The 18763-nt window shown below is 68.7% G+C and carries 19 protein-coding genes; 4 read left to right on the plus strand and 15 right to left on the minus strand.

Annotated elements, in window-relative coordinates; translation table 11 throughout:
• Positions 1-10 precede the first annotated feature (10 nt).
• Positions 11-748, minus strand: a complete 738-nt coding sequence (locus HLB44_RS34255; RefSeq protein WP_173134573.1) for an SDR family NAD(P)-dependent oxidoreductase — start codon at positions 746-748, stop codon at positions 11-13.
• Between the two features lie 125 nt (positions 749-873).
• Between HLB44_RS34255 and HLB44_RS34260 the strand changes: the two genes are divergently transcribed.
• Positions 874-1767 carry a LysR family transcriptional regulator gene (locus HLB44_RS34260; RefSeq protein ID WP_173134576.1) on the plus strand — a complete coding sequence of 298 codons (894 nt, stop codon included), beginning with the start codon at positions 874-876 and terminating at the stop codon, positions 1765-1767.
• Here HLB44_RS34260 and HLB44_RS34265 read toward each other — a convergent pair.
• Entirely contained in the window at positions 1755-2504 is a 750-nt protein-coding gene (locus HLB44_RS34265) for an IclR family transcriptional regulator domain-containing protein (protein WP_173134660.1), read from the minus strand. The genes HLB44_RS34260 and HLB44_RS34265 overlap by 13 nt on opposite strands.
• 104 nt (positions 2505-2608) lie before the next feature.
• A complete protein-coding gene (locus HLB44_RS34270; protein ID WP_173134580.1) occupies positions 2609-3676 on the minus strand; it encodes a YeiH family protein in 1068 nt (355 codons plus the stop codon).
• A gap of 81 nt (positions 3677-3757) precedes the next feature.
• Between HLB44_RS34270 and HLB44_RS34275 the strand changes: the two genes are divergently transcribed.
• Positions 3758-4660: a LysR family transcriptional regulator gene (locus tag HLB44_RS34275; RefSeq protein WP_173134583.1), complete on the plus strand. Its 903-nt coding sequence runs from the start codon at positions 3758-3760 to the stop codon at positions 4658-4660.
• A gap of 68 nt (positions 4661-4728) precedes the next feature.
• Here the strand turns inward: HLB44_RS34275 and HLB44_RS34280 are convergent, their stop codons facing one another.
• Positions 4729-5613 (minus strand): LysR family transcriptional regulator, encoded by an 885-nt coding sequence (locus HLB44_RS34280; RefSeq protein ID WP_173134585.1) that lies wholly within the window; start codon positions 5611-5613, stop codon positions 4729-4731.
• 147 nt (positions 5614-5760) lie between these two features.
• Here HLB44_RS34280 and HLB44_RS34285 point away from each other — a divergent pair, with 147 nt between their 5' ends.
• Positions 5761-6774, plus strand: a complete 1014-nt coding sequence (locus HLB44_RS34285; RefSeq protein WP_173134588.1) for a TauD/TfdA family dioxygenase — start codon at positions 5761-5763, stop codon at positions 6772-6774.
• Positions 6775-6858: 84 nt separating this feature from the next.
• On the opposite strand, the gene HLB44_RS34290 is transcribed toward HLB44_RS34285, so the two are convergent.
• From HLB44_RS34290 to HLB44_RS34315, 6 genes are read right to left on the minus strand one after another with little or no spacing between them, the layout of a single operon-like run.
• Positions 6859-8382 carry a class I adenylate-forming enzyme family protein gene (locus tag HLB44_RS34290; protein ID WP_246312632.1) on the minus strand — a complete coding sequence of 508 codons (1524 nt, stop codon included), beginning with the start codon at positions 8380-8382 and terminating at the stop codon, positions 6859-6861.
• A complete protein-coding gene (locus tag HLB44_RS34295) occupies positions 8342-9076 on the minus strand; it encodes a CoA-transferase subunit beta (protein ID WP_173134591.1) in 735 nt (244 codons plus the stop codon). Before HLB44_RS34295 ends, HLB44_RS34290 begins: the two co-directional genes overlap by 41 nt.
• On the minus strand, positions 9073-9903 hold the full coding sequence (locus HLB44_RS34300; protein ID WP_173134594.1) for a CoA transferase subunit A: 831 nt from the start codon (positions 9901-9903) through the stop codon (positions 9073-9075). Before HLB44_RS34300 ends, HLB44_RS34295 begins: the two co-directional genes overlap by 4 nt.
• A gap of 9 nt (positions 9904-9912) precedes the next feature.
• A complete protein-coding gene (locus HLB44_RS34305) occupies positions 9913-10632 on the minus strand; it encodes an enoyl-CoA hydratase/isomerase family protein (RefSeq protein ID WP_173134597.1) in 720 nt (239 codons plus the stop codon).
• A gap of 20 nt (positions 10633-10652) precedes the next feature.
• Positions 10653-11432, minus strand: coding sequence for a class II aldolase/adducin family protein (locus HLB44_RS34310; RefSeq protein ID WP_343051742.1), 780 nt, complete (start codon positions 11430-11432; stop codon positions 10653-10655).
• Entirely contained in the window at positions 11429-12607 is a 1179-nt protein-coding gene (locus HLB44_RS34315; RefSeq protein WP_173134601.1) for a CaiB/BaiF CoA transferase family protein, read from the minus strand. The genes HLB44_RS34310 and HLB44_RS34315 overlap by 4 nt, the downstream gene beginning before the upstream one ends.
• 159 nt (positions 12608-12766) lie before the next feature.
• Between HLB44_RS34315 and HLB44_RS34320 the strand changes: the two genes are divergently transcribed.
• On the plus strand, positions 12767-13735 hold the full coding sequence (locus HLB44_RS34320) for a Bug family tripartite tricarboxylate transporter substrate binding protein (RefSeq protein WP_173134604.1): 969 nt from the start codon (positions 12767-12769) through the stop codon (positions 13733-13735).
• A 76-nt stretch (positions 13736-13811) separates the two neighbouring features.
• Here HLB44_RS34320 and HLB44_RS34325 read toward each other — a convergent pair whose 3' ends face one another.
• The 5 genes from HLB44_RS34325 to HLB44_RS34345 all read right to left on the minus strand — a co-directional run bounded on the left by HLB44_RS34325 (position 13812) and on the right by HLB44_RS34345 (position 18751).
• The gene (locus HLB44_RS34325) at positions 13812-15257 is read right to left on the minus strand and encodes an NAD-dependent succinate-semialdehyde dehydrogenase (protein ID WP_173134607.1); all 1446 of its coding nucleotides are present in this window, start codon (positions 15255-15257) and stop codon (positions 13812-13814) included.
• A 250-nt stretch (positions 15258-15507) separates the two neighbouring features.
• Positions 15508-16224, minus strand: coding sequence for an HAD family hydrolase (locus HLB44_RS34330; RefSeq protein WP_173134610.1), 717 nt, complete (start codon positions 16222-16224; stop codon positions 15508-15510).
• Positions 16225-16278: 54 nt separating this feature from the next.
• Positions 16279-17043 (minus strand): SDR family NAD(P)-dependent oxidoreductase, encoded by a 765-nt coding sequence (locus tag HLB44_RS34335; protein WP_173134613.1) that lies wholly within the window; start codon positions 17041-17043, stop codon positions 16279-16281.
• A 28-nt stretch (positions 17044-17071) separates the two neighbouring features.
• Positions 17072-18034, minus strand: a complete 963-nt coding sequence (locus HLB44_RS34340; protein ID WP_173134615.1) for a carbohydrate kinase family protein — start codon at positions 18032-18034, stop codon at positions 17072-17074.
• Positions 18035-18088: 54 nt separating this feature from the next.
• Positions 18089-18751 (minus strand): class II aldolase/adducin family protein, encoded by a 663-nt coding sequence (locus tag HLB44_RS34345; RefSeq protein WP_173134618.1) that lies wholly within the window; start codon positions 18749-18751, stop codon positions 18089-18091.
• Positions 18752-18763 lie beyond the last annotated feature (12 nt).

Raw genomic sequence — 18763 nt, forward strand, 5'->3', positions numbered from 1 at the left:
CCGGGGCGCCTCAGCTGCGGTTGAGGCCCCCGTTGACCTGCAAGGTCTCGCCGGTGATGAAACTCGCGAGCGACGAACACAGGAAGGCGATCGCACCGGCCACCTCGGCCGGTTGCCCGTGACGGCCCATCGGCGTCTGCGCCATGTACACGGGGCCCCGCACCTCGATCAACTCCACCGCCATGCCGGTGTCGATGATGCCGGGCGACACGCAGTTGACACGCGTCTTCGGCGCGAGCTCCATCGACAGGCTGCGCGTGAAGCTGATCACCGCGCCTTTGGAGGCCGAGTAATGCGCGTGCGAATGGCTGCCGCGGTGCCCCGAGATCGACGCGATGTTGACGATGGAGCTGTTCTCACGCAGGTGCGGGATGCTCGCCTTGCACACCAGGAAGGTGCCGTCGGCATTGATGCGCATCACGTCCTGCCATTGGGCCAGGCTCATGTCCTGCACCAGCACCTTGGGGAAGACGCCGGCGGCATGCACCACGTGGTCGACCCCGCCGAAACGTCGAGATGCCTGTTCGAACAGGCGCTCGCAATCGGCCGGCTCGGCCACGTTGACCGGCACGCACAGCGTGCGCGCAGGCGCGGCGCCGATGTCGTTGGCCGTGGCCATCAGCGCCGCTTCGGACAGGTCGGCCAGCACCAGGCTGGCCCCGGCCCCGTACATCAGGCGCGCCGTCTCGCGGGCGATGCCTCCGGCGGCACCAGTGATGACAACGGTCTTGTCGGCGAACGAGATCATGGCAGCTCCAACAACGGATGCGGTCCATCCGTATTGGTCACAGTGTGCCGGCCGGCGCTGGCGAGTGCCAACGAGAAATATCGAACGACTCCCTTCGCATTTGCTGTTCGATCTCAGGGCCGGCCATGAACATCAAGCAGATCGAGACCTTCGTACGCATCGTCGAGGTGGGCAGCTTCCAGGCGGCGGCCGGCGCGCTCTACGCATCGCCATCGACCGTCTCGGTGCGGGTGAAGGAACTCGAGCGCTTCATCGGCACCGAGCTGTTCGACCGCAGCTTCCACCGCGCCCAGCTCACCGCCAAGGGGCATGAGTTCTATGCCCATGCGAGGCAGCTCGTGGACTTCACCACGTCCCTGTCGCAACAGATGCGCGCCCCGCAGGCGGTGACCGGGCTGGTTCGGCTGGGCGTCGTCGGGGTGGTCACCGACACCTGGCTGCCGCAGTTGGTGCGCTCGCTGCGCGAGGCCTATCCCGGCGTCACCCTGCGCCTCGACGCCAACCTGACGCGGCTTCTGACGGAACGCGTCTCGGACGGCAAGCTCGACCTGGCGATCGTCGCCGGCAGCGTCACCGACTCCGAACTCCAGGGCGTCGTGCTGGGTGTCGAGCGCTTCGTCTGGATGACCGGACGCAACGGCCCGCAGGCCCCCGCAGGCGGCGCACCGATGACGCCGCTCGAGCTGTCGCGCCATCCGGTGCTGGCGTTGAGCGAAGACTCGCACCACCACCCGATCGTGAAGAACTGGTTCCGCGAAGGCGGGGTCAGCCTGAACCCCTCGGTGTCGTGCAACAACATCAGCGCGCTGGCGGCGCTCACGATGAAAGGCCTGGGCGTCAGCCTGCTGCCGCGCCTGGGCTACCGCGAGGCCCTCGCTGCGGGCCGGCTGCTCGAGCTGGCCACCACACCCGCGCTGCCGCAGGTGCAGTTCTCGATCGTCTACCGCAAGGAGCGCGTCCCGCCGCTGGCCGAGGCGATCACCGCGATGGCGCAGGCGGCCAGCGCTCAGCCCCTGTAGCCCATGGCATGCGAAATCTGCGCGGCCTGCTTCTTGACCGCCGGCGCGAGTTCGTTGAGCTTTCCGATGCCCAGCCGTTCCAGCGGCCCGGAGATGCCGAGTGCCGCGACCACCTGGTTCAAGCCGTTGAAGACGGTCACGGCGAGCCCGCCGACCGATTCGCGCCACTCGCCCCGGTTGATCGCATAGCCGACGCGCACGATCCGGGCCAGTTCTTCCTTCAACACCGGCAAGGACGTGATCGTGGCGGGCGTGTGGCGCTGCATTTCGCTGGCGTAGCGCTCGAGGTAGCCGTCGGGCTGGTAGGCCAGCATGGCCTTGCCGGTGGCCACCGCGTACGCCGGCGCGCGCCCGCCGATGGCGGTGTACGACCGCACGGGTTGCGGGCTGTCGATCTTGTCGATGTAGACGACCGAAAAGCCTTCGAGGACCGACAGGTGCACCGTCTCGCCGGTCTCGTCGGCCAGCGTCCGCATGAACGGCGGCGCGAAGGTCCGCACATCGAAACGCGACAACTGCTTGGTGCCCATTTCGAACAGCTTCATCGTCGGATAGTAGCTGCCGTTGGCCTCGTTCTTCGCGAGGTAGTGCGCATGCGCCAGCGTCTGCAGCGTGCGGTGAACGTTGCTCTTGGTGAGCTTCAGATCATGGGACAACTCTTCGATGGTTCGGGCGCGCCCCTCTTGCTCGACGATGGCCTCGAGCACGGCCAAACCCTTGAGCAGCGTCTTGTCGATGATGTCCTCCTGTGTTGATCAGGCGTCCATGTGCCCGTATCACATGATAAGACGTTGCGACAAAGAAATGGTCCGAATCAATCGATGCGCGAGGGCCCCATGCATCACCCATTGCGAGTCAGCGCGAACCCCAGCACCAGCAGCGCCAGCCACAGGGTCTCGACGAGGATCAAGACCATCGGTCGCCAGCCGGCGCGTGCGAGTTGCTGGAACGAGGTCTTCATGCCCAGCGCCGCGATGGCCACGACGAGGCTCGCACGCGAGACGTCGTTCAAGCCGTGCTGCACGACGGCCGGCAACGCCCCCGCCGAGTTCAGCGCCACCATCGCGACGAACAGCCACAGGAACCACGGCACGAGCGGCTGTCGTGCGGACCGCCTGCCTTGCGCGTGCTCTCGTTCGGCATGAAGCCGCGCCTGCTTGAAGGCCGCCGCGACCACCACCACGACGACGGTCAGCATCGCGACCCGGAAGAGCTTGACGACGGTGGCGATGTCGGCCGTTTCGGGGCCGAGGATGTAGCCTGCGCCGACCACCTGCGCGACGTCGTGGATCGTCCCCCCCAGGAACAGGCCGGCCAGTTGCGGCGACAGGTGCAGCGCCTTCGCCACCATCGGGTACAGCACCATGGCCACGGTCGACAACACCGTGACCGTGACGACGACCATCAGCGTGAAGCGGTCCCCTTCCTTCTCGCGCGGCAGCACCGCCGAGATCGCCAACGCAGCCGATGCGCCGCAGATGGCCACCGAGCCGCCGGACAGCACGCTCTGCGCGCGGGTCAGTCCCAGCCGCCGGCCCAGCAGCGTGCCGACGGCCATCGTCGTGACGACCCCCACGACGACGATCAGCGCTGTGCTCCATCCCAGGTCCCCGATCTGGTCGAGCGTGATGCGGGCCCCCAGCAGGCCCACTCCGAGGCGCAGCAGCCCGCGCGAGCAGAACTCGATTCCCGGCTTCGTCCTCGGCTCGTGGCTGAGGTAGTTGAAGGCAACGCCGAAGAACAGCGCGTACAGGAACTGCGGTCCACCGTGCAGCGTGGCCACGAAGGTGGCGGCCAGGGCGATCAGGCCGGACAACCCCGTGCCGGGGATGCACCGGACGAGGTCGAGCAGGCGCGAGTGCGCTCGCCTGGCTTGTGCTCGGGATTCGGCAGCGGTCGGGATGTACATGATGCAAGGGCCGGGACGGGTAGGGTCGCCCACATCATCAACGCGCCAGAGTGAACTGAAAATCGCATAATTCGCATAGTCATGAACATCAAAACCGATCAGCGACTTCGCATCACGCTGCGCCAGCTGGAAGTCTTCGCCGCCACGGTCCGCGCCGGCTCCACACGAGCCGCCGCCGGCAGGGTCGCCCGATCGCAATCCGCGGCCAGCAACGCGCTGGCGGAACTCGAGGCGACGCTCGGTCACACGCTGTTCGACCGCATCGGGCGCCGCCTCGTGCTCAACGAGAACGGCCAGGCCTTGCTGCCGCACACGATCTCGCTGCTCGAGCAGGCGGTCGAAGTGGAGGCGCTGCTCAATGCCGAGCACCAGGCGCCGCTGCGCATGGCATCCAGCTTCACGATCGGCGAGTACCTGCTGCCCGGGCTGATCGCGCAATGGAAGCTGCAGCGGCCGCAGGCTCAGGTCCGCCTGGACATCGCCAATACGCGTGAGGTGCTGGAGGCGGTGGCGACCTTCGATGTCGACCTCGGCTTCATCGAAGGCACCGGGTCGCATCCCGACCTGCTCGTACGGCGCTGGCGGCCCGACGAGCTGGTCGCCGTCGCCGCCGCCGGGCACACATTCGGCCGCCGCGGCGCCAGCGCGAAGCAGCTGGCGCAGGCGACGTGGATCCTGCGCGAGCGTGGCTCGGGCACGCGGGAGGTGTCGGACCGCTGGTTGACCACGCACCTCGGGCGGGCGCCGGTGGGTCTCGAGCTGGGCAGCAACGAAGCCGTCAAGCGCGCCGTCGCCGCCGGGCTCGGCATTGGCTTCCTGTCGCGCCATGCGGTGACGGACGCGGTGCAGCAGGGTTGGCTCGTGGAGCTCAAGACGCCTTTCCCGCCGATGCGCCGCATGCTCGCGGTGGTGGTGCATCGGTCCAGGCGCCTCGGTTCGGTGGCCCAAGGCTTCCTGCAGCACTGCCTGGCCAGCACGGGCTGACCCTGGCCTGACCTGCCCCTTGTGCAGGCCGTGATGCGCCGGCCTGGCGGCGCAGGATCAGCCTCTGGTCAGCCCCTGCCGCGCCGCACCGCCTGCACCGCCTCGCGCACCACGGCAGCGAAGCCGGTGCGGCGCTCCAGCGCCGATACCAGCGTGAGCTCGACGCCGGGAATCTCCGGCAGGGTCTGCAGCACCTCGAGCCGACCGAGCGAGATCTCCGGCCCGAAGTGATCGGCGGGCAGCAACCCCACGCCCAGCCGCTGCATCACCAGCCGGGCGATGAGGTCCATGCTGTTGCAGGTGAGCGCCGGCCGGAAACGCAGGCCGGCGGCCTTGAACCACGCGGTGAGCACCGGGTGGTGGTACGACTGCGGTGGAAAGGCCACGATCGGCCATTCGGCGAGTTCCTGCGGCCCGAGCGGCCGGCGCGGCACCTCAAGCGCCGGGCTGGCCATCCAGACGAAGCGGTCCTCGCCGACCACGTCGCTGTGCAGGGCCTCGTCGGCGATGCGTCCGGCGACGATCGCCACGTCCAGGTGCCCGGCCTTCAGGCGCTGGGCCAGCACCTTGGTCAGCGCCACCTCCACCGCCAGTTCCAGCGCCGGATGGCGCGCGCGCAGCTCGGCGATCAGCGCGCTGAGCCACGTGCCGGCGACCAAGCCGACCGCGCCGAGCCGCAGCGTGCCGGTGAGCGAGCCGCGGTCGCCGAGCCGGTCGCGCAGCTGGTCCAGCAAGGTGACGATCTGCTGTGACATGTCGTAGAGCTGCCATCCCTTCGGTGTCAGCCGGGCGCGGTGCGCACTGCGATCGAACAGCCCGACACCGAAGTAGTGCTCCAGGTCCTTCATCCGCGTCGACACCGTCGACTGGGTGGTGTGCAGCGCCTCGGCGGCAGCGGCGAAGCTGCCCTTGTCCACGATCTGCAGGAAGGTCTCGAGGTGCTTGAGGTTCATGGCGCAATGCCTCTGTGCCGGCTTAGGCGCGGGCGTCTTCATCGCCATGCGCGATGGAAACCGATCGCCCGATCTCGCCGACGCCGCGGCGAGCGCTTCCTACACTGGACCGCATCGGCAGACATCCGGCATCCACCGGGAGCAGACATGGGCAGCAGCCAAGGCATTTTGAACGAGACGGCGCACCGCAGCGCCTCGGACATCCCGCGCGCGCCGCTGGCCGGCCGCGTAGCGTGGGAGAGTGCGAGCTTGAAGCCGGACGACGGCATCATCACGCTGCCCGACGCCGCGCGCCGCGAGATCGACGCGGTGGTCGCCGTGCTGCGCGACAACCCGCTGGCCCTCGAGATGCTCGAGCCCGACGCGTTCCGGCTCGACGCCTGCCGGCGCCTGATGGCCACGGTGCGCGAGACGCTGCGCGACGGCGTCGGCTTCGTCATCATCGACAGGCTGCCGATGGACGTGTACTCGAAGGAGGACGCCAAGGCGGCGTACTGGCTGCTGTCGCAGCTGGTGTCGCGGCCGGTGGCGCAGAGCTGGGACGGCAAGCTCGTCTACGACGTGCGCGACCTCGGCAAGCCGCCGGGCAACGGCGTGCGGCCCGACGTGACGAACGCCGAGCAGAACTTCCACACCGACAACAGCTACAACCTGTGCGCGCCCGACTACGTGGCGCTGCTGTGCCTGCGGCCGGCCAAGGAAGGCGGCATCAGCAGCATCGTGAGCTTCCACTCGGTCTACAACGAGATGCTGCGCAAGCATCCGCAGCTCATCGACCGGCTCTTCGCGCCCTATCTGTTCGACCGCAACCGAGAGCACGCGCCCGACGCGCCGCCGGTGATCAGCCATCCCCTGATGCAGGTGGTGGACGGGCGCCTGAGCTGCCGGCTGTCGCATCGCCACGTGATCAACGGCTACCGGATGGCGGGCATCGAGCTCGACCGGCTGGGCGAGGATGCGCTCGAGACGCTGGAGCAGACGATGCGCGAAGCGCGCTTCGCCCGTGAGTTCTTCTTCGAGCCGGGACAGATCCAGATCGTCGACAACCGGCGCCTGGGGCACCGGCGCACCGGCTACGTCGATTTCACGCAGGAGGATCGCAAGCGGCACCTGGTGCGCCTGTGGCTGCGCCAGGCCGGCCGGCGCTTCTATAACGGCTGAAGGCAGCGGCCACGGCGGCGCGGCGCCCCTCGCGGCGCCCCTCGCGGCGCCCCTCGCGGCGCCCTCACGGCGCCCCACCGCCGGTCAGGCGGACGGCTGCCTGACGCGCGCCGCCAGCAGCTTGCGATCCACCTTGCCCACCGAGTTCTCCGGCAGCGCCTCCACGTAGGCATAACCCGCCGGTTTGTGGATGCGCGACAGCTCGGCGGTCACCGCCCGGCCCATGCACTCGTCGTCCAGCCGCAGGCCCTCTTCATCGCGGCTGCGCACGACGAAGGCCCACGGCACTTCGCCCAGGTCGGCATCGGGCCGGCCCACCACGCAGCAGGCCTGCACGCCCGGCACGCGGCACAGCACCTCCTCGATCAGGTTCGGTGACAGGTTCTCGCCGCCGCGGATGATGACTTCCTTGATGCGGCCGGTGATCTGCAGGTAGCCCTCGGCGTCGAAGCGGCCGAGGTCGCCGGTGTGCAGCCGGCCCTCGATCGGGCGCGGCCGGCCCCCCGACTGCTCGTCCAGGTAACCCAGCATGAGGCCGGGCCCGTCGACGCAGATCTCGCCGTCGCGCCCCGGGCCCTCGATCGGCCGGCCGGCGCCATCGGCCAGCACCACCTGCTGGCCCGCGAGCACCGTGCCCACGGTGCCGATGCGGCGCTGCCCCGGCGGATTCATGGTCGAGGTGCAGGTGGCTTCCGACAGCCCGTACGACACCAGCAGCTCGACGCCGAGCTGGCGCTCGACCCGCCGGTGCAACTCCTCGGTGATGGGGGCCGAGCCGCAGCGCGCCATGCGCAGCGACGCCAGCGCCTCGGGCGCGAAGTCGCAGGCCAGCATGCGCGAGTACATCGTCGGCACGCCGGTGATGATGGTCGGCCGGTGGCGCGCCATCAAGGCCGACATCTCGTCGGCCTTGAAGCGCTCGGCAATGACCACCGACGCACCGGCCAGCAAAGGCGCGAAGAGCTGGTTGTTCACGCCGTTGGTGTGGTACAGCGGCATCACGTGCAGCAGCCGGTCCTGCGGTCCGAGCTGCGTATGGCGCATCACGCCGGCCGCGTTGGCGAGCAGGCCGCGGTGGCTCTGCAGCACGCCCTTGGGCTTGCCGCTGCTGCCGGAGGTGAAGAGCAGGAAGCCCTCGTCGCCGCCCGCGATGTCGGCGGCCCAGAACGGCTGCGCCGGCGGCAGCGCGTCGATGTGCAGGCGGTCGACGCCGGGCAGGTCCGCGAGCTTGTCGTCGGCGGCATGCGCCTCGTCCAGCAGGAGCCGGTTCAGGCGCGTGATGGCAAAGCGCCGCAGCGTCTCGTCTCGCCCCAGCCGCGGCTCCAGCACGCACGGGCATGCGCCGCAGGCCAGCACCGCCAGCAGCGCCACCGCGGCGGGCAGCGAGCGCTGCATGGCAATCGCGACGCGGTCGCCGCGACCGATGCCGTGCGCATGCAGGCGGCCCGACAGGCTGCCGACCTCGGCCGCCAATTCGCCGTAGCTGAGCATGCGATCGGAGCCGACCAGCGCGGGCAGGCCGGCGCGCGGCGCGCGCTGCCAGGCCTCGGCGAAGGCCGGAACCAGGCTAACGCAGTCGGATGGCGGCATCACGTTCGAACTGTCCATCGGGGTCGAGCTCCGCCAGCGCGCGGCGCTCGCGTTCGGTGGGTGGCGCGGTGGGGTGCGCGCCATGGGCGTCGAACTCGAAGCCAGTGCGCTGCTGCACCTCCTCGAGCGACGCTTCGGGATGCCAGGATTGCAGTGCCAGCCGGCCGTCGCGCTTGACGAACACCGCGATCGGCGTCACGACGCCATGGAAGCCGCCCCAGGAGGTGCGGAAGTCCAGCTTGGGCACCAGCGTGCGGCGCGAGTGCTCGGTGCGCCAGGTGCAGGCGCGCCGGGCGGTGGGCAGCATCACCGCGCCGCCGCCGCCGCCCGGCAGGCGCACCTTGGGCTCGTGCCAGTTGCCGATCACCGAGTTGTTGGCGCAGCCCTCGCCGTCGATCTGCGCCGCGCCGAGAAAGGTGAGGTCCATGCGGCCGCGCGTGCAGAGGTCGTAGAAGTCCTCGTTCGCGAAGATCGACGCCGAGTGCTCGGCCAGCACCGGGTCGGAGCTGGACAGCGGCACGTGCGAGGGGCGCGGGTCCACGCCGCCGGCGACGTTGATGTAGACGAAGTCCCAGTCGTAGGCCTGCTTGGCGAGCAGGCAGGCCAGCATCGGCAGCGTGGAGTTGACGCCGCTGAAGGTGATCTCGTCGGGGCGGATGAAGCGCGCGAGGTTGGTGGCGATGTAGGAGAAGCCGGACCAGGGGTTGTTCATGCGCTCACCTTCGTCTCGGGCCCCTGGGCGAGGTGGGCCTGCAAGGCCTCGTCGCCGGGGCGCAGGTAGGCTTCCACCGCCGGGTAGTCGATCTCGTAGTGCGGCCAGCAGGAGCCCGGCCACGCGCCCTGCGGCATCACGGCGAAGGCCTCGACCATGAAGTACGGCACCACGGTCGATTCCGGCTGTGCGGTGAAGACGCTGCTGTCGACCAGCTTCTCGGCCACCACCAGCACGCTCTTCGCGGCGCGGCTCATGATGCGGTCCCAGTGGGAGGTGCCGGCAACGCGCACGTTGCCCCATTCGTCGACCTCGCTCGCATGCAGTACCGCGAAGTCGGGCTGGATCGCCGGGATCACCCACACCGGCTCGCCGGCGCCGTAGGGGTCGGGCAGCCGATGCCAGCCGTTGAGCTGCGGGATGTCGCTGCCGTGCAGGCCGCCGCAGGGCTGGAACGGCACGCCGAACGCGGCCGCGCGCAGGCCCGCGGTGAGGCTGGCGCAGGCGTGCTCTTCCAGTACCACCTCGCGCCGCTCGATCGCCTTGCGGTAGGAAGGCGCCAGGCCGAAGTTGCCTTCCATCGCGACGATGCCGGCGCGCACCTTGCGCACGGCGCCGGCGCGGCACAGCAGGTCGATGTCGTAGCCGGGCGATTGCTTGATGATCTCCAGGTCCTTGCGGCCCTGGCGGATCAGCTCGCGCACGAACGAGAACGGCCCGCGGTGCAGGAAGCTGCCGCCCAGCGCGAGGGACGCGCCGTCGGGCACCAACTGCACCAGCGCGGACAGCGACCTGCGCTTGTCCTTGCCTGCGAAACCAGAAGGCATGTCTTCTCCTTACTTGCCCAGGTACCGGCGCAACCGGTCCTTCAGGCCGAAACGTGCGGCCGAGCGCACCAGGCTGGCCAGGTCGGCATCGGGCTCGTCCTCGCCCAGCACGCGGTACAGCGCGCCGCGGGTGGCGTCGTCCAGCACGTCGGCTTTGGCCTCGGCCTCGGCGACGAGGCCGTCCCACTGCTCGGGGGCGGCGATGCGGTTGACGAAGCCCATGTCGCTCGCGCGCTGCGCGTCGAAGCTGCCGACCTCCTCGAGCACGCTGCGCGCCACCGCATTGCCGACGATGCGGCCGAAGCGGCGCGTGCCGAGCACGAGGCCGAATTTCAGGCCCGGCATGCGGAACACCGCATCCGGCGCGGCGACACGCTGGCGGCACACCGCGAACAGGTCGACGCCGGCGCCGAACACCTTGCCGTGCGCCAGGCCCAGCGTCTGCGCCGGCGATTGCGCCACCGCCTGCAGCAGCATCTCGATGCGCACGAAGCGCAGCACCAGGTCGCCTTCGCTCTGCGCCTCCAGGTCCGACAGGTCGAAGCCGGCGCTGAAGCTCTTGCCGGCGCCGCGGAAGACCAGCAGTCGGGCCCCCTGTGCATGCGCCTGCTCGACCGCCTGCAGCAGCTCGTCGACCAGCGTGCCGTTCAGCGCATTGAGCTTCTCGGGCCGGTTCAGCGTGAAGGTCCAGCGGCGGCCGGCCGAGCGGACGTCGAGTTCATTGCTCATCGGGTGGGGTCTCCACAATTTCAGTCGCGGAAGTCGCTGCCGAGCCGGTCCAGCATGCGCAGCAGCGAGGTCCAGGCGCGCGCGCCCTTGGTGCGCGTGGCATCGTGGAACTGGGCGTCGGCCGTGTCGGCGGCGGCGGCCGGCATGGCGACGACGTTGTCGATGCCGCCGGCCATCGCGTCCACCTGGATCTGGCAGGCGCACTCGAGGTAGTACATGACCTCGAAGGCCTCGTGCGTGCTGGCGCCCACGGCGAGCAGCCCGTGGTTGCGCAGGATCATCGCCGGCGCGTGGGGCCCCAGGTCGCGCACCAGCCGCTCCTGCTCGTCCAACTCCAGCGCGATGCCTTCGTAGCCGTGGTAGGTCACGCGCTGCTGCACGCGCATGGCATGCTGGCTCAGCGGCAGCAGGCCGCACTTCATCGCCGAGACGGCGACGCCGGCGCGCGAGTGCGTGTGCATGATGGCGTGCGCGTCCGGCCGCGCACGGTGGATGCAGCTGTGGATGACGTAGCCGGCGCGGTTGATGCCCAGGCCGGTGCTGTCCGACAGGATCTCGCCGTCGAGCGTGAGCTTGACCAGCGACGACGCGGTGATCTCGTCGAACATCAGTCCGAACGGATTGATGAGGATGTGCTCGGTGCCGGGGATCTTGGCGGAAAAGTGGGTGTAGATCAGGTCGGTCCACTTGAAGTGAGCGGCCAGCCGATACGCCGCAGCGAGGTCGATGCGCGCCTCGCGCTCGGCCGGGTCCATCGCGGCCATGCTGGCCACGCGTTGCAGGTCGACGGCGGCGCTCACAGTCCCACCTCCTCGACACGGGCTTCGGCCGGGCGCAGCGGGCCGAGAATCTCGTCGTTGTGCTCGCCCAAAGCCGGCGGGCGCATGCGCACCGCGGCGCCGTCGGCGCCCCAGCGCACCGGCGAGCCGAAGGTGCGCGTCGACTTGCCGTTGGGCAGCGTCAGCGGCTGTATCCAGCCCATGTGCGCGACCTGCGGATCCTCGAGCACCTGCGAATAGGTGTTGATCGGCGCACACGGCACGCCGGCGGCGCGGAAGCGCTCCAGCCAGGTGGTCGTGTCCGCCTCGGTGAACATCGTCTCCAGGATCATGAGCAGCGCGTCCTGGTGCTGCGCGCGCGAGGTCGGCGAGACGAAGCGCTCGTCGGCCAGCAGGTCCGGCCGGTCCAGCACCTCGCACACCGCGCGCCACAGCGCGTTGTTGCCGGCGGCCATGCCGAAGTAGCCGTCGCGGCTGCGGAAGACACGGTACGGCGCGTTGCGCGGATGCGCCGAGCCGAGCGGCTGCGGATCGCGCCCGCTGCCGAAGTACTCCGAGGTCTGCAGCGCCGCGATGCCGAGCGTGGCGCCGAGCATCGACACGTCCAGGTGCACGCCGCGGCCGGTGTTCTCGGCCGCGCGCAGCGCGGTCGCGATCGAGAACGCACCGTAGAGGCCGGCGGAGAAGTCGGCCAGCGGCACGCCGCACTTCACCGGGGCGCCGCCGGGCTCGCCGGTGATGCTCATGATGCCGCTCATCGCCTGCAGCGTGAGGTCGAAGCCGCCTTCGTTCGAGCGCGGCCCCGACTGCCCGTAGGCCGAGATCGAGCAGTAGATCAGCCGCGGATTGAGCGCCGACAGTGCCTGGTAGCCGAGCCCGAGCCGGTCCATCACGCCCGGTCGGTTGTTCTCGATCAGCACGTGCGCCGTGCGGGCCAGCTCGCGCAGCAGTGCCGCATCGCCCGCGTCCTTCAGGTTCAGCGTCACCGAGCGCTTGTTGCGGTTGAGCGAGGCGAAGTTCTCGCTGTAGCCGTCGTTGATCGGCGGCCAGGTGCGCAAGGTGTCGCCGCCGTCGGGGTTCTCGACCTTGATGACGTCGGCGCCCATGTCGGCCAGCAGCATCGCGCAATACGGGCCCGCGGCGACGTTGCAGACCTCGATGACCTGGATGCCCTCGAGCGGCAGTCTCATGCTCATGTTCGTCCTTTGTGATATCCCAAATATTGGGACTTGAATCTTGAACTTTGATTCTACGGCGCGGGCATTGATTTGACAATAGCCTAAGAAGCCACGATCATCAACTCACGAAACCATGAACTTTAATATCAGCATTTAGGACTTAACGGAGACCTACTCATGCAACGTCGTGACTTCATGCTCGGCGCGCTCGGCGCACTCGCCAGCGCGCCGGCCCTTTCCCAGGCCTGGCCCTCCCGGCCGGTCAAGCTGATCGTCCCCTATCCGCCGGGCGGCGCCAACGACATCATTGCGCGCCTGTACGCCCAGGAGCTGCAGGCGGCGCTGGGCCAGACCTTCGTGGTCGACAACCGCGCCGGCGCCGGCGGCGAGATCGGGGCCGAAGCGGCCGCGCGCTCGATGCCCGACGGCTACTCGCTGCTGTTCGCCGCCATCGGCAGCCTGACCATCCATGCGGTGCTGCCGGCGGCGCAGAAGCCCGGCTACGACCTGAAGACCGACCTGCTGCCGGTGTCGATGGGCGCCGGCGTCCCGCTGGCGATCGCGGTGCGGGCGAGCCTGCCGGTGTCGTCGGTCAAGGAGTTCCTCGACTACGCGCGGGCGCAGAAGCAGAGCGTGAGCTACGGCTCGGCGGGCAACGGCTCGACGCAGCACATGACCGGCGAGTACTTCAAGAGCGTCACCGGCATCCCGATGTTGCACGTCGCGTACAAGGGCAGCGGCCCGGCGCTGAACGACCTGCTCGGCGGACAGATCGACCTGGTGTTCGAGACCCTGCCGGCGCTGAGCGCGCACTTCACGAACCCGAAGATCAAGATCCTGGCCGTCACCGGCGCGGCGCGCAGCGAGCTGCTGCCCGAGACACCCACGCTGCGCGATTCCGGCGTGCCCGGCTTCGAGGTCACCACCTACTACGGCATGCTGGCGCCCAAGGGCACGCCCAAGGCCATCGTCGAGCAGGTGTCCGCGGCGATGCAGGCCATCGCACAGAAGCCGGAGATGAAGGCCGCGCTGAACAAGCAGGGGGCCGTCGCCGTCGCCACCACCCCGGCCCGCATGGACGCGATGATCCAGGCCGAGATCGAGAAGTGGGCGCGCGTGCAGCAGTCCGCGCAGATCAAGGCTTGAGCCCGAGGGCGGCGCCGCGCGCCGCCCTCGTCGCATGGCGTCCGACCCGGCAACAAAGGCCGGCCCGGACCCGCGTTCAGGCAGCGGCCTGTGTGACGAACTTGACGTTGTAGTAGGCCTCCATCGCCTCGGTGCCGCCTTCGGAGCCGTAGCCCGAGTCCTTGACGCCGCCAAACGGCACCTCCGGCAGCGCCAGGCCGAGGTGGTTGATGGTCACCATCCCGCTCTCGATCTCGGCCGCGGCACGCGTGGCGTTGCGGATCGAACCCGTGAAGACGTACGACGCCAGGCCGAAGGGCAGCCGGTTGGCCTCCTCGAGCGCCGCATCGATGTGCTTGAACGGCGTCAGCGTCACCAGCGGGCCGAAAGGCTCGAGGTTCATCGCCTGCGCGGCGAGCGGCACGTCGCTGAGGATGGTCGGGGCGAAGAAGTTGCCGCGGCCGCCGACACGCTCGCCGCCCAGGCGCAGCTGCGCGCCCTGCCCGACCGCATCGCGCACCAGCGACTGCATCGCCTCCAGCCGCCGCCCGTTGGCCAGCGGGCCCATCGTGGTGTCGGGCGCCAGGCCATCGCCGACGCGGATCGCGCGGGTCACCTCCAGCAGCGCCTGCGTGAAGGCCTCGTAGACGTCCTGCTGCACCAGGAAGCGGGTCGGCGCGATGCACACCTGACCGGCGTTGCGGAACTTCGCGATCGCCAGCAGCCGGGCCGCGGCCGGGATGTCGGCATCGTCGAACACCAGCACCGGAGCGTGGCCGCCCAGTTCCATCGTGATGCGCTTCATGTGCTGGCCGGCGAGCGCGGCGAGCTGCTTGCCCACCGGCGTCGAGCCGGTGAAGGTGACCTTGCGGATCACCGGGCTCGGGATCAGGTACGACGAGATCTCCGAGGGCGTGCCGAACACCAGGTTCAGCACCCCCGGCGGCACGCCGGCGTCGTGGAATGCGCGCACCAGCGCCGCGCAGCTCGCGGGCGTCTCCTCGGGGCCCTTGAGGATGATGGAGCAGCCCGCGGCCAGTGCCGCGGCGATCTTGCGCACCGCCTGGTTGATCGGGAAGTTCCACGGCGTGAAGGCGGCCACCGGCCCGACCGGCTCGCGCAGCGACAGCTGCGTCACGCCCTCGCTGCGGGCCGGGATCACGCGGCCGTAGCCGCGCCGCGCCTCCTCGGCGAACCAGTCGATGATGCCGGCGGCGGCGCTGGCTTCCGTGGCCGCTTCCTTCAGCGGTTTGCCCTGCTCCATCGTCACCAGTGGCGCGATGGCTTCGGCGCGCTCGCGCATCAGGTCCGCCGCACGCCGCAACGTGGCCGCGCGGTCGAACCCCGAGGTCTTGCGCCAGATGCGGAAGCCGCGCTCGGCGGCGGCCAGCGCGCGGTCCAGGTCGGCGCGCGAGGCGTGCGCGACGCGGCCGATCTCGCTGCCGTCGGCGGGGTTCAGCACCGGCAGCGTCGCACCTTCGACCGCCGCGCTCCAGGCGCCGTCGATGTAGAGGGAAACGTCGGGGTATTGAAGTTTGGTCATGGGTATTCGTGTCCGGATGGCGTGGAAGGGCGGCGCCTGCGACATCGAGCCGCTGCGCCTCGTCGTGCAACGACCGAGCTCGGCCCGCGAGGGGCGTACCGCGCCGATCGGGGTGGGTGTGCAAAAGTGGACTTCGCGGGTCTCCTCGTCGGCTCGATCGCGCGCGTCAGCGCCCGCTGAAAACGCGGCGCGCGCTTCTCGCGCAGGCGGAACCGCCCGTCGATCACTAGCTGGGTGTCCTGGCAGTTCGTCATTCGATGGATCTCTTCATCGGGACGGCGCCCACTTCCTTCACCCATCGCTGCACGAGGTCGGGAAGTTGCTTCATGTCGTGGAAAGTCTGGTGGACGCCGGCTTCCCGCAACCGCAGGCCCTGCACCTGGTGGTCATGCGCCAATCCGGCATAGGCGAACACCGTCATGCCGGCGGCGAGTGCTGCCGACGCGCCTGCAACGCTGTCTTCGATGACGAGGCAGCGGCTCGGCGCGACTTTCGACGATCGCGCTGCCAGCAGGTACACATCGGGCGCTGGCTTCGGCCGAGAGACCATGTCGCCTGTGAAGACCCGATCCCCGAAGGTGCCTGAAAGTCCGGTGCGACGCAGGACTTCCGTGACATAGCTGAACACGCTGTTGCTGGCGCAAGCTTTGTGCAATGGAATTTGAGACAACGCCTCGTGGATTCCGTCGACCATCGGCGCCCGGATCGCAGCGTCGAGAGCCCGACGGCGAATCGCCTGGATGGCGTCGGCTGGCAAGGGCTTGCCGACCATCGAAGCCGTGATCTGCAAGACCTCCACGATTCGGCGGCCGAGCAGCGGCGTGACGACCGGACGCACATCTGCACCCGGCCAGCACCGCTGGAGTTCGTCCACGAGTACGTCGCCGACGACCGCTTCGCTCTCGATCAGGACGCCGTCGCAGTCGCAGACTAGCAGCAGATCGGGGCGGGGGTGCGTTGGCCACATGGGCTGGGGCGCGTCGCGAGACGTGTTCACCTCGCTGGACCGGACTTCGACGTCTCAGTGGAAGTGAAGGCCGCCGCAGACATTCAGCGCCTGTCCCGTCACGAAGCGCGACTGCTCGGAGGCAAAGAACAGCGCTGGTCCGACGACATCCTCAGGGGCCCCAAGGCGCTTGAGCGCCGTCGCCTGCTCCCATTTGAAGACGGCTTCCTCGCTGCCCAGATTGTTCCTTCCCATTTCGGTAAGGATGATCCCGGGACACAGTGCATTCACGGTGATTCCGTCCTCGCCGATCTCCTGAGCGAGCACACGCGTCAGGGTGACGACCGCGGCTTTCGTTGCGGCGTAGTGGCCTTGCATTGGAGCCCCCTTGCGGGCAGCGACCGACGCCATGTTGATGATGCGCCCGGACTTGCGCTCACGCATGTGGGGCACGACCGCTTGGCACATCATCAGTACACCTTTGACGTTGACGTCGAAGTGCGAGTTCCAGGTCTTGTCGTCAATGTCCTGGAGCGAAGAAAGCTTGAGGATGCCCGCGTTGTTGATCAGCACGTCGATGCGGCCAGCGGCGGCGATGGCCTGGTGCACCGTCTGCTCGACTTGCTCCCGATTCGAGACATCGAGCAGGTACACGTGCGCTTGGCGACCGCAGCTTGAAATCTTGTCGGCCGTCTTGCGCAGATCGCGTTCGGTGCTCGGGAGGTCGGTGAGGACCACGTCATAGCCGGCTGCAGCGAAGCCGACAGCGATGGCCTGTCCAATGCCACGGCTGGCACCGGTCACCAATGCCACCTTGCCGGTGGTGTTCTCGTCAGTCATGAGGATCTCCTTCTTCGATAGTTCGCCGTCAGGCGTAAGCTGAGGTGCGCTTCGGGGTGGTGTTCATCATCCGGACCGTCTCGTCGAACGACACCAAGTTGGCGCCGGAACCGACGCCGGTCGCCACGATGGCAGACGTGGCGGTAGCCAGGCGTGCGCAATCCCGCAGGTCCCAGTCGTGCACCAGGCCCGCGATGAAGCCGCCGGTGTACGCGTCACCGCAGCCCGACGTGTCGCGCACCTGGATGTCGTGGGCGGGTACGGCGAACTTCAAGCCGTCGCGCGTCATCACGAAGGAGCCGTCCGCACCCAGCGAGACGGCACACGCGCGCGCCCCTTTGTCGATGAAATAGCGCGCACATGTCTCGGGATCTGCGGACCCCATCAATGCATGCGTCTCGTCGATGCTGGGCATGAAGAAGTCGACGTAGGGCATGAGCGGTTCGACCTTGGCCAGCGTTTCGCTGCGCGCCTGGATCAGGTCGAGCGTCGTGATGCAGCCTGCAGCTTTCGCATCCCGCAGCAGCGCGACGCTGGGCTCACCGTCCATCGCCAGCAGCGAACCGACGCCGCCGAGATGGAGGACCTTGCTCTGGCAAGCGGCCGCTTGCACCGAAGGGGTTATGCGCCAATGGGCCGATGCGCCGCGGGCATGCAGCACCGGACGGGAGCCGTCCGGGCGGATTGGCAAAATGGTGGCAGACGTGGGCAAGCCCTCGATCTGTTCCATGAGCGACGTATCAATTCCTTCGCGTGCCAGGGTGTCGAGGATCCATTGAGCCTTCTCATCCGAGCCGACCGCGCCGACAGCGCGGGTACGCAAGCCGAGCCGGCCGCACGGCACCGCCGTGCCGCCGGCCGTGCCGGCGACCGTGAGCCGGATCTCGTCGAGAAAAATACGGCTGCCGCCGGGAGGAATCTCGGAAACAGGAACACCGACGATGTCGAGGATGTACGTTCCGCAGACGCTGACGTCATAGGTGGTATGCATGGCAGTGAACTTGCTCCGGGAAAGTGAACCGATGCGGTCGGAAAGAGGTGGCGCTCAGCCCGCCCGCGACGCGGGCTGCTGACCGTAAGTGCCGTACTTCCGGAGCACGCGGTCCATCTCTTCGTCAGAAAGCGTGGGCGGCTCGCCGAAGGGAAGGCAGGCCAGGTAAAGCGTGGCCAGTTCCTCGACGGTCACGGCGAGATTCATCGCTTTCGCGAGCGTGACGCCGGCTGCAACCGTGCCGTGGTGGGCGATGAGGCAGGCACGCCGGCCTCGCATCGCCGTCACGATCGAGCGTGCCAATTCCTCGGATCCGAAGGTCTCGTACTTGGCACATGGAATGTTGTTGCCGCCAGCGCCGGCGATGACGTAGTGGATGGCCGGGATCGGGCGCTCGAGGATGCTCACGGCCGTCGCGTTCGTCGAATGCGTGTGCACCACGGCGTTCAATTCCGGCCGCTCCGCGAGGATCTCCCTGTGGAATTGCCATTCACTCGAAGGCAGCACCTCGCCTTCGAAGGACCCATTCCAATGCACGAGGACGATCTTGTCGGGGGTCATGCCCTCGTACGGCAGCCCCGTCGGAGAGATGTAGAAGCCGTGCTGGGCTCGCACGCTGATGTTGCCGGCCGTGCCCTTGTTGATGCCCAGGCGGGCCATACTCTGCAGGGCGTCGACGATTTCGCCGCGGACGGCGAGGTCCTGGTCTGGGGTCATTTGATTGCATCC

This window comes from Pseudaquabacterium terrae (genome assembly GCF_013266755.1).
In the GTDB taxonomy this organism is placed as follows: Bacteria; Pseudomonadota; Gammaproteobacteria; order Burkholderiales; family Burkholderiaceae_C; genus Pseudaquabacterium; species Pseudaquabacterium terrae.